General features: G+C 59.7%; 12 protein-coding genes and 1 pseudogene. 11 read left to right on the forward strand and 2 right to left on the reverse strand.

Annotation, left to right across the window (positions count from 1 at the left end):
* Positions 1-79: 79 nt before the first annotated feature.
* Positions 80-814, reverse strand: a complete 735-nt coding sequence (locus B2589_RS14240; protein WP_199456141.1) for an MBL fold metallo-hydrolase — start codon at positions 812-814, stop codon at positions 80-82.
* 152 nt (positions 815-966) lie between these two features.
* Between B2589_RS14240 and B2589_RS14245 the strand changes: the two genes are divergently transcribed.
* The 7 genes and pseudogenes from B2589_RS14245 (at position 967) to B2589_RS14275 (ending at position 9,602) form a co-directional block, all read left to right on the forward strand.
* Complete coding sequence (locus B2589_RS14245) at positions 967-1,404, forward strand: CoA-binding protein (RefSeq protein WP_286817033.1); 438 nt, start codon at positions 967-969, stop codon at positions 1,402-1,404.
* A 323-nt stretch (positions 1,405-1,727) separates the two neighbouring features.
* Positions 1,728-3,194, forward strand: a pseudogene (locus B2589_RS14250) (putative bifunctional diguanylate cyclase/phosphodiesterase); the annotation flags it as partial.
* A gap of 51 nt (positions 3,195-3,245) precedes the next feature.
* Positions 3,246-3,566 (forward strand): hypothetical protein, encoded by a 321-nt coding sequence (locus tag B2589_RS14255; protein WP_094624988.1) that lies wholly within the window; start codon positions 3,246-3,248, stop codon positions 3,564-3,566.
* Between the two features lie 327 nt (positions 3,567-3,893).
* Positions 3,894-4,331, forward strand: a complete 438-nt coding sequence (locus B2589_RS14260) for a MerR family transcriptional regulator (protein WP_022990344.1) — start codon at positions 3,894-3,896, stop codon at positions 4,329-4,331.
* Positions 4,331-6,940, forward strand: a complete 2,610-nt coding sequence (locus B2589_RS14265; RefSeq protein ID WP_286817034.1) for a heavy metal translocating P-type ATPase — start codon at positions 4,331-4,333, stop codon at positions 6,938-6,940. The genes B2589_RS14260 and B2589_RS14265 overlap by 1 nt, the downstream gene beginning before the upstream one ends.
* Positions 6,941-7,057: 117 nt before the next feature.
* Positions 7,058-7,507 carry a DUF411 domain-containing protein gene (locus B2589_RS14270; protein ID WP_278351444.1) on the forward strand — a complete coding sequence of 150 codons (450 nt, stop codon included), beginning with the start codon at positions 7,058-7,060 and terminating at the stop codon, positions 7,505-7,507.
* 109 nt (positions 7,508-7,616) lie between these two features.
* Positions 7,617-9,602: a ribonuclease R family protein gene (locus tag B2589_RS14275; protein WP_286817035.1), complete on the forward strand. Its 1,986-nt coding sequence runs from the start codon at positions 7,617-7,619 to the stop codon at positions 9,600-9,602.
* A gap of 14 nt (positions 9,603-9,616) precedes the next feature.
* On the opposite strand, the gene B2589_RS14280 is transcribed toward B2589_RS14275, so the two are convergent.
* Positions 9,617-10,510 (reverse strand): acyltransferase, encoded by an 894-nt coding sequence (locus B2589_RS14280; protein WP_199456135.1) that lies wholly within the window; start codon positions 10,508-10,510, stop codon positions 9,617-9,619.
* 182 nt (positions 10,511-10,692) lie between these two features.
* Here B2589_RS14280 and B2589_RS14285 point away from each other — a divergent pair, with 182 nt between their 5' ends.
* The 4 genes from B2589_RS14285 to tpx all read left to right on the forward strand — a co-directional run bounded on the left by B2589_RS14285 (position 10,693) and on the right by tpx (position 15,246).
* Positions 10,693-11,844, forward strand: a complete 1,152-nt coding sequence (locus B2589_RS14285) for an alpha/beta fold hydrolase (protein ID WP_199456134.1) — start codon at positions 10,693-10,695, stop codon at positions 11,842-11,844.
* Between the two features lie 323 nt (positions 11,845-12,167).
* Entirely contained in the window at positions 12,168-13,079 is a 912-nt protein-coding gene (locus B2589_RS14290; protein ID WP_232901816.1) for a LysR family transcriptional regulator, read from the forward strand.
* Between the two features lie 314 nt (positions 13,080-13,393).
* A complete protein-coding gene (locus B2589_RS14295) occupies positions 13,394-14,611 on the forward strand; it encodes a multidrug effflux MFS transporter (protein ID WP_286817036.1) in 1,218 nt (405 codons plus the stop codon).
* A 134-nt stretch (positions 14,612-14,745) separates the two neighbouring features.
* Positions 14,746-15,246 (forward strand): thiol peroxidase, encoded by a 501-nt coding sequence (gene tpx / locus B2589_RS14300; RefSeq protein WP_286817037.1) that lies wholly within the window; start codon positions 14,746-14,748, stop codon positions 15,244-15,246.
* The last annotated feature ends 118 nt before the right edge of the window (positions 15,247-15,364 follow it).

Consider the following 15,364-nt stretch of genomic DNA (forward strand, 5'->3'; position numbering starts at 1 on the left):
CCCTCATGAGAAATCCGGGCTAGGAATCTACCGGCCCTGGAATCGGAGTGAATAACTCTCGCTTCCATTATTTCAATACTCAAACGTCGAACTCCTGTCCCTGTTCCGCAAAGCCCGCAAAATCTTCCTCCACTTCCAGTCGATAATTCTCAAAGTAATCCTCGTAACTCATTAGGTACATACGTTTGCGGACCGCTTTTGGATAACATTCTCGAAGTTCCGTTAACGACGCATGCACTGGATTCCAGTTCGAGAGTGTACTGTCATGCAGAATGATTTTTGGATTGTATCGGCTGACAATATCTGGGATTGGTCGAGTATCGCCACTGAACAATAATCTTTGATTAATAAATAGGCCATAAGAGGGTTTATTCGGGGTATGCCGGTTCTGGAATAACTGCAGATCCACACCTTCAAATTCAAAGCCACTTTCATCGACTAGAACTATGTCAAAAAAATCACGTAACTCAGCTGGGCCTTCCCCTACTTGGCCCATCACACCCTTCAATGTGTGCATCCATAGCTCTTCATAGACTCCCGGAGGTAAATAGAGGGTAGGTTTAAACCCGTAGCTAAAGCGGCATTCATAGGCTAATCGTTCAAGCCCAAAACAATGGTCGGCATGAACATGAGTGATAAAAATGGCGTCAATATCCTGCGGGGTAAACCCACGGTCCCGTAGAGCGAACTTGATTGTGTATCCAGCATCAATCAACAGTCGGCGGCCATTGGCTTCGATCATCGCATTGTTATTCCAATGATTGATAGCTTCGGAGTGCCCCACACCTAGCATTGTTAATTTAGCTTCAGTCATCCACGTAGATTCCTTCACAACTGGACCGAAAGTCTTGCACTATGGGCTGCCCGCATTCGATCCATCGGAAAATTTGAAAGGGTTATGCTAGTTTCTATTTTCACTTTACAGTGTAACACCGTATAGAGCTGCTGAATTATCGAGGAGATAGCATGCCCAGCAACAGCCCTGAACAGATTCGCGAAATTCTCGAGACCGTCCGCACCATTGCCCTGGTGGGCGCCAGCGAGAAAACCAACCGCCCCTCCCATGAGGTGATGGAAAACCTGCAAGGCCACGGTTACCGGGTAATTCCGGTAAACCCGAGACTGGCCGGCCAGGAAATTCTCGGCGAGACCGTGTATGCCGACCTGGCCTCCTTGCCCGAGCCGGTCGACATGGCAGACCTGTTCCTGGCTCCGGAGCGCACCGATGCGGTGATCGACCAGGCCATTGAACAGAAAATCCCGGTGCTCTGGCTGCAGATTGGCGTGATCAACGAAGACGGTGCTGCCCGTGCGGAAGCCGCAGGGCTTAAAGTGGTCATGGACCGCTGCCCGAAGCAGGAAATTCCGAAACTGGGCATTGCCACACCCACATCCGGCCGCTGATTCCCGCTCGAATCAAGAGGCCTGTCACAGTTTGGGCGAACAACTGTTACCCGTTTGCCCAGCCTGTCATAACCTAGCCTGCAGCGATTGTATCCGCATCCCCTTCGGGGGGTGATCCGTGGTCCCATAATAATCATAAGATTGGCCGAGCCATGTGGTTGAGAAGTATGCCGGGCAATGACACAGCCATGAAACCGATCGTGCGTGCTCTGATGAGCCCGGCGTTCCCTGTGCTAATTCTGATGGTCTTCCTGGCCGTCGGCTTCTGGCTGCGCAGCGGGCTGATCGAGGAAGACAGCCGTCACGTCCGGATTATCTTCGGCAGCCTGTTCCTGCTCGGGCTGCTCACCAGCCTGACCACGGTGTTGGTCCAGGCCATCCTGCGGCGCAACCAGGCCCTGCTGAAAACCCGAAAAGACCTGGAGCGGGAGATCGACCAGCGTAAAGCCGTGCAGACAGACCTGGAACGGCTGGAATCCACCGACACCCTCACCGGCCTGGCCAACCGCCGCTTCTTTATGGAAGACCTGGCCCATACCCTCGGCATTGCCGACCGGCAGATGCGCCAGGCAGCGCTGATTCTGCTCGACCTTGACCGCTTCCAGATGCTCAACGATACTCTCGGCCACCAGTTTGGCGACGAGCTGCTGATTGGCGTGTCGGAACGGCTGAACCGCCTCAGCGACGAGCTGGTGCTGGTGGCCTATTCCGGCGGTGACGAGTTTATGGTGTGCCAGCAACAGGTCGACGATATCGATGATGTCATTCATCTGCTGGGGCAAATCAGCCAGTGCTTCCAGGAGCCGTTCGAGGTTCAGGGCGAGCGCCACAGCATTACCGCCACCATGGGCGTGGCCTTGTATCCCCAGAGCGGCCTGGATGCCGACACCCTGCTGCGCAACGCCGACATTGCCCTTTACCGGGCCAAGGAGCAGGGCCGCAACACCTATCAGTTCTATATGGAAGGCATGCAGGACCGGGAGGTGATGCGGCTGGAACTGGACAAGGATCTGAGCCAGGCCCTGGCCAATGACGAATTCGTTCTGTACTACCAGCCCCAGCTCGACCTGGACTCCAACGAAGTGACCAGCGTCGAGGCGCTGATTCGCTGGCAGCACCCGCGCCGGGGCTTGCTGGCACCCTGTGAGTTCATTCCCCTGGCGGAGGAAAGCGGCCGCATTACCGAGATCGGCCGCTGGGTAGTCCTGGCCGCCTGCCGCCAGTTGGCGCGCTGGAAAGGCACGCCCTGCGAGAACCTCCGGATTGCCGTCAACCTGTCGGGCCGGGAGCTGGACGATGAGTCCCTGGTGGCCCATATCCGGGACACGCTGCTGGCCGAGCAGGTGGACCCGGCCATGCTGGAGGTAGAGCTGACCGAGGAGATTTTCATCCAGAATATCGAGCACAACCTCAATCAGCTACGCCAGTTGCACCAGCTGGGGGTGCACCTGGCCATTGATGATTTCGGGGTAGGCTATTCGTCGCTGGGCTACCTGCGGGATTTCCCGGTGGATATGCTGAAGATTGACCGGTCGTTTATCACCGAGGTGACCAGCCGCCACGATGATGCGGTGATTACCCGGGCGGTGATCAACCTGGCGCACAACCTGGGCATCCGGGTGGTGGCCGAAGGTGTGGAGACCCGGGACCAGCTGAATTTCCTGCGCCGGCACCACTGCAACCTGGCCCAGGGTTTCCTGATCAATCATCCGGTGCCGCCGGAGGAGCTGGAGAGTTCGATCATGGTGGAAGCGCCATTCGCCCGCGAGCCGGCCATTTCCCGATTGTAATTGCCTGCCGCTGACTGCAAACTTCCGGTAAATTCTTTTCGGGTGGTTGTTATGTCTGCCAGGTATCTGACTCCGGAGCAGGATGCGAAGCTTCGCCGCTGGGAGCGGTGGAATCGCAATTATTTTGTCTTCGCGTTTGTGGCGTTGATTGTGGTGCTGGTGTTCAGCAGTCAGCTGGGGATTTCTTCGGGCGATGACTGGGGTTCGCTGGGGGTGCTGCTGGCGTTGCTGGTGGCGCCGATTGTTGTGCTTCAGCTTCGGCTTCGGTGTCCGGCCTGTGGCGAGAAGATCGGTTGGCAGGCGAAGCTGATGGCGCCTGATCAGTGCAAGTCATGTGGTGTGTTTCTTCGCTCTAAAAATTCCTCTTCCTGATTTCCTTTTCTGAAACCTTTGACCTGTGAGTTGGTCACAGGTTTTAGTCTATCCTTCAACCTAGCTAGTTTGCCGTGCTGGCACGGGGGTAGCCCTTCCGAAAACCGCTGCCAGTACATCCATGTACGCTTGTCTCCGCCCCTCAGCGCTTATCGCTCCTGCGGCGCGCTGAGGGTCCGGGGCCGGCCGTCCATGGCCAGCCCGTGAAGAGCTTTCGCTCTTCACCCATGGCTACGAACATTTTCGGAAGGGCTACCCCCGCACCAGCACTCCGCTGACTTGATTCGTGGATTCAAAACCCTGCTTCCTGAACGCTGGACGTTGCTTATGAAAGTCAAAGAAATCGCCACCGCCGCCGGGGTTAACCCGGATACCGTCCGGTTCTACACCCGGGAAGGTCTGCTGCGTCCGGTGCGGAATCCGGACAACAACTACCAGCTTTATGACGCCGAGGATCTGCGGCGGTTGCGGTTTGCCCGGAAGGCGCGGCAGCTGGGTTTTTCGTTGCCGGAGATCCGGCAGATTCTGGAGCAGGCGGATGACCATCATTCTCCCTGCCCGATGGTGCGGGATGTGTTTACGCAGCGGCTGGCGGAGGTTGAGCGGGAGATTGCGGAGTTGCAGTTGTTGCGCAAGCGGATGGTGTCGGCGTTGTCGGCCTGGCAGGAGATGCCGGATGGGACGCCGGACGGGCATACGATTTGTCGGTTGATCGAGCATTGGGATGATCCTTCTGCCGGGTCTTGCTGTGGGAGTAGTGAGTGATGGGTGAAGCACCGGTTCTGAGAACAGCACTGTCGATTTCCGGGGCGTCTTGTCAGGGGTGTGCGAAGAAGATTCGCAATGCCCTGGAGCCGTTGGCCGGTAGTACCGAGTTGGTTGAGGTGAATCTCGAGGCGCAGACGGTGGCCCTGCCTGACGGTGTGGATGTGGCCGAGGCGGCGCGGATTGTGACGGAGACCGGGTATCCGGCAGAGCCATTGCCTGAGCCGGAGGCGGAATCCGGCAGCTGTTGTGCGTCGAAGAAAACCACGTCCTGCTGCAGCAGCAAGGCGCAGGAAGACACCCACAAGCCGGATGAGCCGGCAACGGAGGCTGCGACCGAAGCGGAAGCGGACGCGGGCGCCGATGGCGATGCGGTGGTGTTGGCGGTGACCGGGGCGACCTGTGCGTCTTGTGTGAATTCTATCGAGAAAGCCCTGATGTCGGTGCCCGGGGTAACCCATGCCCATATGAACCTGGCGGACAATACTGCCACCGCCAGCGGAGGTGTGGATTCGCAGGCGCTGGTTGATGCGGTGGAGAGTGCCGGCTATGGCGCCCGAGTGATTGAAGACCCGGATGCGGCAGACGATCGCAAGCAGGAAGAGGACAAGAAGCAGTACAAGGTGCTGCTGGTGAAGATGGCCATCAGCCTGGGGCTGGGCCTTGGGCTGATGATCTGGGGCATGGGCTTCGGGTCGATGATGGTGACCGAGGCCAATCAGCTTACCTGGATCAACCTGGGTATTCTCACCCTGGGGGTGATGATTGCCACTGGCGGGCATTTCTATACCGGGGCCTGGAAGGCGTTCAAACACCATAACGCCAATATGGACACGCTGATTGCCCTGGGTACCGGTACCGCCTGGCTCTATTCGATGGTGGTGGCCAGTGTGCCGGAGGCGCTGCCGGAGATGGCGCGGCATGTGTATTTTGAGGCCTCGGCGATGATTATCGGCCTGATCAACCTCGGCCAGGCGCTGGAGCTTCGGGCCAAGGGCAAGACCTCGGAGGCGGTGCGCCGGCTGCTGGATTTGCGGGCAAAGACGGCCCGGGTGATCCGCGATGGCCAGGAGCAGGACATTCCGGTGGAAGACGTGCAGAAAGGCGATCGCATCCGGGTACGCCCGGGCGAGAAGCTGCCGGTGGACGGGGTGATTGCCGAGGGCTCCACCCGTATCGATGAAAGCATGCTGACCGGTGAGCCCATGCCGGTGAGCAAGGGCGAAGGCGATGAGGTCTCCGCCGGTACCCTGAACACCCACGGCTCCATTATCTATGAAGCCACCCGGGTAGGCAGCGAGACCGCGCTGGCGCAGATCATCAAGCTGGTGAAGAAGGCCCAGGGCTCGAAGCCCTCCATTGGCCGGTTGGCGGACAAGATTTCTTCGGTGTTTGTGCCCTCGGTGATGCTGATTGCCGTGGTGTCGGCGCTGGTCTGGTACAACGTCGGGCCGGAGCCGGCGGTGGTGCACATGATGGTGGCGGCCACCACGGTGCTGATCATCGCCTGCCCCTGTGCATTAGGCCTGGCCACGCCCATGTCGGTGATGGTGGGCGTGGGCAAGGCGGCGGAATACGGCGCGCTGATTCGCCAGGGCGATGCCCTGCAGACCGCCGGCAAGATTGACCTGGTGATTCTGGACAAGACCGGCACCATCACCCAAGGCCATCCGGCGGTGACCCGGGTGCATGCGGTCGATGGCGATGAAAGCCGGTTGCTGGCGCTGGCTGCCGGGCTGGAGCAGCATTCCGAGCATCCTTTAGCGGAGGCGATTCTGGCGCGTGCCAAAGAAGATGAGGTCTCCGTGGAAGCCGTCACCGGCTTTGAAGCGTTGAACGGCAAAGGTGTTCAAGGTGAATTTAACGGCGAACCGGTGCGTCTGGGTAACCGGCGCTGGCTGGAAGCCGAAGGGCTGTCTGTAGACGCCCTGAATGAAGCCGCCCAAGCCATTACCCGGGAAGCCGGCACACCGCTGTTCCTCGCATCAGGGCAACAAGTGCTGGGCGTCATCGGCGTGGCCGATGCCATCAAGCCGGACTCCAAAGCCGCCATCGAGCGTCTTCACCAGGCCGGAATCAAGGTGATGATGGTCACCGGTGACGTCGACGCCACTGCTCGGGCAATTGCCGCCAAGGCCGGCATCGATGACTACCGGGCCGAGGTGCTGCCCGAGGACAAGGCCGAGGTGGTGAGCGAAATGCGGGGCAAAGGCTACACCGTGGCCATGGTCGGCGATGGCATCAACGATGCCCCAGCGCTGGCGGCGGCCGATGTCGGCTTTGCCATCGGCACCGGTACCGATGTGGCCATTGAAAGCGCGTCGATCACCCTGATGCGCGGCTCCCTGCACGGGGTACCGGACGCCATCGAGATTTCCCGGGCGACGGTGAAGAACATTCACCAGAACCTGTTCGGCGCCTTCGTCTATAACTCCTTGGGTATTCCGGTGGCCGCAGGCCTGCTTTACCCTGTCTGGGGCATCCTGATGAGTCCGATCCTGGCTGGCGCCGCCATGTCGCTGTCTTCGGTCACCGTGGTGACCAACGCCAACCGGCTACGGCTGTTCAAGACCAGCCAACCCCAGGTATCAGCAGAGGAGCGGAACTGATGACAACATTTCTGGTCAATGCCGGTGGTCTCGCCCTGATGGCTGCCATTGTCTGGTGGTTCTGGCTCTCCGGCTCTAACTCGGACAACTCCGATCAATATCACTGAGGTAATCACCATGAGAAAACACACCCTTGCCCTCGGCCTGATGGCTGCCCTGGGATTCAGCACCACCGCCCTGGCCGGCGGCGCGGCCCAAAGCATTCACGTGTATAAATCCCCCACGTGCGGCTGCTGCGGAGACTGGATCGACCATCTGGAAGAAAACGGTTTTGACGTCACCGCCACCAACAGCGACGACATGGGCAAGATCAAGGCCGAAGCCGGTCTGATTCCGGGCCTGGGCAGTTGCCACACCGCCTTTGTAGATGGCTACGTGATTGAAGGCCATGTTCCGGCGGACGACATCAAGCGCCTGCTGGCAGAAGCTCCCAAGGCCACCGGCCTGAGCGTACCCGGTATGCCGGCGGGCTCTCCGGGCATGGAAATGGGCGACCGCAAGGATCACTACAAGGTGATTCTGTTTAACGATCAGGGCCAGACCCGGATCTTTAACGAGCACAACTGACGCCCGCCCCGCGGACTATTTTTCCTGGCCGGTTCTGCCAGATCTGACTCCCTCTGGCAGAACCGTTATACTCCGCTGCATCACACATTTTTAGCCAGGTTATTTCTCCATGCTCAATGCCGACGCTCTCAATCAGTTGCGCCAGCTGAAAACCGATATCAAGCAGAACAAGGTGGTCTTCCCGGGTACCGTCAAGCCCACCAACGGGCGCTTCGGCTTTGTGGCCCTGGATGAAGGACGGGACGTGTTCCTGCCGCCCGAGGAAATGCAGAAGGTGCTGCCCGGCGACCGGGTAAACGTTACCGAACAGGAAGTGGAAAAGGGCAAAACCCAGGGCGTGGTGGACGAGCTGCTGGAATCGCACCTGACCACCTTCGTGGGCCGTTACCTGATCAAGGGCAAGGGCCACTTTGTGGCACCGGAAACCCCGGGCATCAACCGCTGGATTTTCATTCCGCCGAAAGAACGTATGAACGCCCAGCCGGACGACTTCATCTACTGCCAGATTCATCGCCACCCGTTCAAGGACGGCAAGGGCCAGGCCAAGGTACTGCGGGTTATCGGCAAGGCCGGTGAGCCGGGCATCGAACGGGCCTTCACCCTGGCCAACTTCGACCTGGCCGATGCCTGGCCGGACGAAGTGCAGAAGCAGGCCGATGCCCTGGGCGAAGCGTCTGTTTCCGCCCACACCGATGGCCGCGAAGACCGAACCGCACAGCCCTATGTCACCATCGACAGCCCGGGCACCCAGGACATGGACGATGCCCTGATGGCCACACCCAACGCCACCGGCTGGACCCTGTCCATTGCCATTGCCGACCCGACGGCGATGATTGAACCGGGCAGCCCAGCCGAGGAAGAAGCCTTCAACCGGGCCACGGCAATCTACTTCCCGGGCGAGCCGCTGCCCATGCTGCCAGACACCATCAGCACCCGCCTGTGCTCACTGATGCCGGATGTACCCCGGCTGGCACTGGTGTGCGACCTGCAGGTGAACAACGATGGCAGCCTGGGTGACTACAGCTTTCACCAGGCCACGATCTGCTCCAAGGGTAAGCTCAGCTACGAGCTGGTCTCGCACCTGATTGAAGGCCGGGAAGACGACGACATCAAGGCCCTGCCAGACGCCGTGGCCAACAGCCTGGACCAGCTGCACCAGGCCGCCACCGCCCTGCGCAAATGGCGCGCCGAACACGCACTGCTGAGCAACGATCGGCCGGAATTCCGCCTGCGGCTGGACGAAAACAAGCGCATCCGGCTGATCGAGCCGGCAGTGCAGAACGAAGCCCACCGGCTGGTGGAAGAGTGCATGGTGGCGGCCAACCGCTGCGCCGCTGACTTCCTGAACCAGCAGGGCCAGGGGCTGTTTATCCAGCACCCGGGCCTGCGGGACGACCGCGCCGACAACATCCGCAAACTGCTGGAAGGCTACGCGCCGCACCTGGCTGAGCACGATGCCAGCACCGCCGAGGGCTTCAAGGCCCTGATGAAACACACCGAGCAACTGGAAGCGGAAGTACCGGTTAAATCCATTTTGTCCCGCCAGCTGGCCCGGGCAGAGCTGGGTTTTGAAGCTGCGCCCCACCAGGGTATGGGGCTGGCCGCCTACACCACCTTTACCTCGCCGCTGCGCAAGTTCTCGGATTTCTATGTACACCGGTTGATCAAGGCCGCACTTTGGGATTGCCCCATCAAGGCCCTGAACAGCCAGCGGCTGGAAGCCCTGCAGAATACCCAGTTCCGCGCTCGCCAGGCCGCCAATACCCTGGAAACCTGGCTGAAGGCCGACTACGCCAAGACCCTGCCGGAAGACCCTATGGAGGGCACCATCAGCCGCACCATGCCCTCCGGTTTCTTTGTGCGGCTGGATTGCAACGGCCTGGAAGGCTTTGTCAGCTGCAAGGACCTGGACGGCAAGTTCAGCTTTGACCCGGTCACCCTGCGCCTGGTGCACAACAAGAACGGCCGCATCTTCCAGCTGGAACAGCGCGTAACCGTAAGCTTTACCGGGGTGGACGACGAGCGCCGGCAGATCAACTTCAAGCTGCTGAGCGCCGAAGAAATCCCCACTGGTACAGACAAAGAGGGCGACTGACGCCGCCCTCTTACTTACTTCTCCAGCATTCTGGACAGGCGCTCATCCTTGGCGCGCCAGAGTTCGCCCAGCCAGTCTTTCATATTCCGGCGGTGCTCGGCATCGCTGGAATAGTCCCGCCCTTTCAGGTGCTCGGGAATGCTCCGGGTACTGATATTCAGCTGGATCTCCGGCACCCGGCCACACAGGAAGTCCCAGAAGGTGGGCGCGCCGTTGGGGTAGGCAATGGTGACGTCGACCAGCGTGTCGATGGAGTCGCCCATGGCATCCAGCACAAACGCCGCACCGCCGGCCTTGGGCACCAGCAGGTGCTGGTAGGGTGATTTCTGTTTGTCGTGCTTGGCCTGGGTAAAGCGCGTGCCTTCGACAAAGTTCATCACGCTGACCGGGGTATAGCGGAACTTCTCGCAGGCCTTGCGGGTGGCAATCAAATCATCACCGCGCTTTTCCGGATGCTTGATCAGGTACTCCCGGCTGTAGCGCTTCATGAACGGGAAATCCAGGCCCCACCAGGCCAGGCCGATCACCGGCACCCAGATCAGCTGCTGCTTGAGAAAGAACTTCAGAAACGGCGCCCGGCGGTTGAATACCCGCTGCATGGCCAGGATATCCACCCAGCTCTGGTGGTTACTCAGCACCAGGTACCAGCTTTCACGCTTGAGGTTTTCCGCCCCGGTCACCTGCCAGCGGGTACCCTGGGTCAGTTTCATCCAGCCGGTATTGCAGGCCACCCAGGATTCCGACACCCAGATAATAGCCTTGGTGCACAGCACCCGGAAGCCCTTGTGGGGCACGACCAGCTTCAGGATGGCGGGAATGTAAAGCAGCAGGCACCAGAACAGGGTGTTGATGCCCAGCAGAATGGAATTGAGAATGCCGATCAGGGGCGCAGGCAGAAAACTCAGCATGGTAGTCCTGTTGTAGGTTGTTGGTTCCGAAGGCCTGCATCATAGCAATCACCGGGGCACTTGGGCAGTGGCCCGAAGTGACCATTGTGCCGGTCATCTGTGACGGATTTGCCATGGTGCCGGCACCACTGCCGCCCTATCCTTACTCCATTCCCTGAACAGCAGTCGATAATGGAAGGCCCATGCCCAGTGTTCTGAAAACGGTCCGCAATACCGCCTCCGGCCTCACCCGGCAGGGTGCACTCTACGCCGGCAATGCCTTTGACCGGGTGTTCCGCGCCGCCAGCCTGGTACAGGCCGGGCAAACCCCTTTCGAAACCCTGCACAGTGACGGCCTGGTGAGCCTGCGTTATTACCCGCCGCTGCAGGAAGACTTCATCGAGCTGGACGGCATGGTGATTCCGGTGGAACGGAAAACCCACCGCACCCCGATTGTGATCATCCCGCCGCTGGCGGTGAATATGCTGATCTACGATCTTTTCCCCCAGCGCAGCCTGGTGCGCTTCCTGCGGGCCAAGGGCTTTGAGGTATACCTGATTGACTGGGGCACCCCGAAGCGGGAGCACACCCACTACAACATGCACACCTATGTGGCCGAGTTGCTGCCGGCCTACCTGAACAGGGTGCGCGAACACAGTGGCGAACAGGAGTTGTCGCTGCATGGCTGGAGTATGGGAGGCATGTTTACCCTATTCTATTCCGCTTTAAGCAAAGACCAGCATATCCGCAACGCCATCGTGCTGGGCCTGCCCATCGACAGCCATGCCTCCGGTGCCATCGGCTGGATGTATCAGAGAATTGCCGATGTGGCGGGGGTGGTGCGCAAGCGCACCGGGTTCAAGCTGCATGACCTGAAACCCCACTGGTTCTACACACCTGGTTGGGCCAATACCATCGGCTTCAAGCTGACCAATCCGGTGGGCAGTGTGATGGGTTACTGGGAGCTGCTGGTGCGCCTGGGTGATCGGGAGTTTGTGACTAACCATGCCACGACGTCGGCGTTCCTGGACCGGATGGTGGCCTACCCGGGCGGGGTGATTCAGGACACGGTGGTGCGGGTGTGGATTGATAACCAGCTGGCGAAGGGGCGAATTCAGATCGGTGAGGATTTTGCGCGGCTGGAGAATGTGAATGCCAACTTACTGGCGATTGCCGGCCAGGAGGATACCCTGGCGACGCCGGGGGCGGCGAAGCGGGTGATGGATCATGTCAGCTCTGCGGACAAGACCTTCCGGGTGGCTCCGGGTGGGCATATGGGGATCCTGGCGGGGAGCAAGGCGCCTCGGGCTTCATGGTTGGAGCTTGCGGAGTGGCTTGCTGTTCGGTCTGACTGAGGCTTTTAGCTTGGGTGATGGCCGGCATGTGGCAGGGGGTAGGCCTTCCAAAAACCGCTCCTTCGGCACTTCCATGTGGCGCTTCTGCTCCGCCTCTCAGTGCTAATTGCTCCTGCGTCGCACAGAGAGTCCTGGGCAGGCCATCCCTGGCCAGCCCGTGAAGCGCTAGCGCGCTCCACCCATGGCTCCGCACATTTTTGGAAAGTCTCCCCCCTGCTACCTGCCTCCGCTGACATCTTTAGAGCCTTCCTGCTCTTCTTACTACCTATGGTTCTGGTCTTGCAACGATGACTTGGGGGCTTTCCTGCCCTACACTTCCATCCATGAAATCCATTGATATATTGAACCTGGACTTGCGGTCTCTGGTGACCTTTCTGGCTGTGCTGGACGAGGGGAGTGTTTCCCGGGCGGCGGTTCGGCTTGGGGTTAGTCAGTCGGCGGTGAGTCATACCCTGGACCGGCTTCGGCAGGCGTTCGGGGATCCGTTGTTTGTGAAGTCCGGCCGGGGGATTGTGCCTACGGACTATGCCTTGCGCACCGGGCCTCATATCCGGCAGTTGCTGGACGATGTGCGCACGCTGCCTTCGGGGCCGCCGTTTGATCCGGCGACGGCGGAGTTTACGTTTACCGTTGCCGCCAACGACTATCAGCGGGATTTGTTGCTGCCGGGGTTGGCCGGGATTCTGCGGGAGCAGGCGCCGGGGATTCATTTGCAGGTGATTCCCTCCGGTATTCCCAATGCCGATCTGCTGCGCAAGGAGGCCTGTGACCTGGTGATCAGTCCGTTCGCGCCGGAGGCCACAGACATTATGCAGCGCGGGCTGATGGCAGACCGGATGGTGGTGTTCTATGACCAGAACGAACGGCAAGCGCCGGCGGATCTGAAGGAGTACATGGCCGCGGACCATATCACCGTGCTGTTCGCCACTGGCGAAAAACCAGGGCTCGACAGCACCATGGAGGCACGGGGCATGAACCGGCACAGCGCGGTGACGGTGTCCAACTTCTCTGGCCTGCCGGCGTTCCTCAAAGGCACCACCCTCCTCGCCTCGGCCCCCGAACGCATGAGCAATGGCCTGATGCGGGACTTCGAGTACGTGCCGCTGCCGTTCCAGTACAACCCGTTTACCCTGCTCATGCTCTGGCACCGCCGCCACCAGACCGACCCCGCCCACCGCTGGGTTCGTAACCAGCTGAACTCCGTCGCAGCCACCATGAATGGGCTGAACAATTAATCAATCAATTTCATTCATGTATTGCATGAAAGCTAGGGCTGTTATTTTTGCGGGCATATCGTCCTAGACTTCCACTTCGCAATAGGTCGGCAGGTGTGGGGACGTCCTTCCGAAACACGCTCCTTCGGCACCCCTGCGGGGTCCGGCCCGCAATCACAGATTGCGGTCGCTCAGTTGTCGCATGAAGCTTCGCTTCATGAGCGCTCGGCTGAGCCCATGTGACGCTTGAGCTCCGCCATCCATGGCTCCGCACAGTTTCGGAAGGACGTCCCCACACCTGCCTCGCAAACATCATCATGGGCCCCACATAAACCATGCTCGCACTGACAAGTATCTGGACAACCATTCTGCTGGCGGCTGCCGTGGCTCTGGGCCCTATGGCTACGGACATGTACCTGCCTGCACTTCCCCAGATTGGCAGTGACTTTGGCGCTGGAACCGATCAGGTACAGCTGACCCTCAGCCTGTATGTTGTCGGGTTTGCTATAGCCCAACTGATTTGCGGCCCCTTGGCTGACCGCTTCGGCCGTAAGCCGGTCATGATTGGCGGCATGGTATTGTTCGCCGTGGCCAGCATAGGCTGCGCGCTGGCCAGTAGTATAGAGTCCCTGCAGATGTTCCGCTTTTTGCAGGCCTTGGGCGGCTCTGCCGGCCCGGTGCTGGGAAGAGCCATCGTTCGTGACGTCTATCAACCGAGAGACGCCGCCAAAATCCTGGCTATGCTGGGCGGCATGATGGCGCTGGCACCGGCAATCGCACCAACGTTTGGCGGGCTGATTGTCGCCCATATGGACTGGCACTGGATCTTTACGGTCATGGCCGGCTATGCCCTGATCATGATCGCCATCATCGCCATCGGCATCCCCGAACCACTAAGCCAGAACAACCGTCAGCCTTTCCGCCTGGGCAGCCTGTTGCGTAACTACCGCAAAGTCAGCGCCGACATGACATTCGTAGGTTATACCCTCACCAGCGCTGCAATTTACGGCGGTATCTTCGCGTTCCTGTCCGGCTCAGCGTTCGTTCTCATTGATGTTCTGGGCGTGGCCCCGGAACATTTCGGCCTGTACACCGCAGTGACTGCCGGCGGCTACCTGCTGGGCAACATGACGTCCATCCGGCTAACCAATCAGCTCCACCCGGACCAGGTCCTGCTCTACGGCCTGGTAACCACCGTAGCTGCGGGAATGGCCATGGCCTTACTGGCCTGGAACCAGATTTACAGCCCCTGGGCGGTCATCCTGCCCCAGACCCTGTTCATGGTTGGCACCGGCATGGTATTGCCCCAAACCATGGCCGGCGCCCTGGCCAACCACCCCACCATGGCCGGCTCCGCCTCTGCGCTTCTTGGCTTCATCCAGATGAGTGCCGCCGCCACCGCCGGTGCGCTCGTCGGCCATCTACACGATGGCACGCCACTGGTCATGGCAAGCATCATCGCCACCTGTGGCGCCCTGGGCTTACTCGGCTACCTGCTGATGGTGCAGCGTTACCCCGCACAGAGCTTTGAAGCCCAAGCTGCTGCAGAGTAGTTATTGAAAGCGTCCCCCAACCAAGCCCTCCCCCTTTCTCTAAACCCCTACAAACCGCATGGATGAAAACTCATCCAAACTAGGCTACATAGAGTAAGTACAAATTCCCGAAACCAATCAGCAAGGAGCAAACCATGGCGAACAACGTAACCCTGGACGGCAACCCCATCGAAATCGACGGCAAATTCCCCCAGCCCGGTGACCACGCAGCCCCGTTCACACTGACCAGCAGCGGCCTGGAAGAAGTGAAACTCGATAACTGGGCCGGCAAACGCAAAATCCTGAACATCATCCCCAGCATCGACACCGGCGTCTGCGCCGCCAGCACCCGCAAATTCAACGAAAAAGCCGGTGGCCTCGACAACACCGTCGTCCTCGTCGTCTCCGCCGACCTGCCCTTCGCTGCCTCCCGCTTCTGCGGCGCCGAAGGCCTGGACAACGTGGAAACCCTCTCCACCTTCCGCAACTACGCCTTCCAGCAAGACTACGGCGTAGCCATCCAGAACGGCCCCCTCGCCGGCCTGTGCGCCCGTGCGGTAGTGGTTCTGGACGAAAATAACAAAGTTATCCACAGCGAACTGGTCAGCGAGATCAAGAATGAGCCGGATTATGATGCGGCCTTGAAGGTACTTTGATACCAAGCCGCACAAGACTTAACTGAACCAGTTTTTCGGAGACTGCTGACGGCTCTTTCCGAAAGTTTGGGCGTCCGGGCGGGGCAGGCTGTCCAAAAATGTGCGGAGCCATGGATGG

This window comes from Marinobacter sp. UBA3607, assembly GCF_002375525.1.
GTDB lineage: Bacteria > Pseudomonadota > Gammaproteobacteria > Pseudomonadales > Oleiphilaceae > Marinobacter > Marinobacter vinifirmus.

Bases quoted from the DNA above. Each gene is read 5' to 3' on its own strand.
- B2589_RS14240 (WP_199456141.1), bottom strand. From the start codon at position 814: ATGACTGAAGCTAAATTAACAATGCTAGGTGTGGGGCACTCCGAAGCT.
- B2589_RS14255 (WP_094624988.1), top strand. From the start codon at position 3,246: ATGTCTGCCAGGTATCTGACTCCGGAGCAGGATGCGAAGCTTCGCCGC.
- B2589_RS14260 (WP_022990344.1), top strand. From the start codon at position 3,894: ATGAAAGTCAAAGAAATCGCCACCGCCGCCGGGGTTAACCCGGATACC.
- tpx (WP_286817037.1), top strand. From the start codon at position 14,746: ATGGCGAACAACGTAACCCTGGACGGCAACCCCATCGAAATCGACGGC.
- B2589_RS14295 (WP_286817036.1), top strand. From the start codon at position 13,394: ATGCTCGCACTGACAAGTATCTGGACAACCATTCTGCTGGCGGCTGCC.
- B2589_RS14245 (WP_286817033.1), top strand. From the start codon at position 967: ATGCCCAGCAACAGCCCTGAACAGATTCGCGAAATTCTCGAGACCGTC.
- B2589_RS14290 (WP_232901816.1), top strand. From the start codon at position 12,168: ATGAAATCCATTGATATATTGAACCTGGACTTGCGGTCTCTGGTGACC.
- B2589_RS14285 (WP_199456134.1), top strand. From the start codon at position 10,693: ATGCCCAGTGTTCTGAAAACGGTCCGCAATACCGCCTCCGGCCTCACC.
- B2589_RS14280 (WP_199456135.1), bottom strand. From the start codon at position 10,510: ATGCTGAGTTTTCTGCCTGCGCCCCTGATCGGCATTCTCAATTCCATT.
- B2589_RS14275 (WP_286817035.1), top strand. From the start codon at position 7,617: ATGCTCAATGCCGACGCTCTCAATCAGTTGCGCCAGCTGAAAACCGAT.
- B2589_RS14270 (WP_278351444.1), top strand. From the start codon at position 7,058: ATGAGAAAACACACCCTTGCCCTCGGCCTGATGGCTGCCCTGGGATTC.
- B2589_RS14265 (WP_286817034.1), top strand. From the start codon at position 4,331: ATGGGTGAAGCACCGGTTCTGAGAACAGCACTGTCGATTTCCGGGGCG.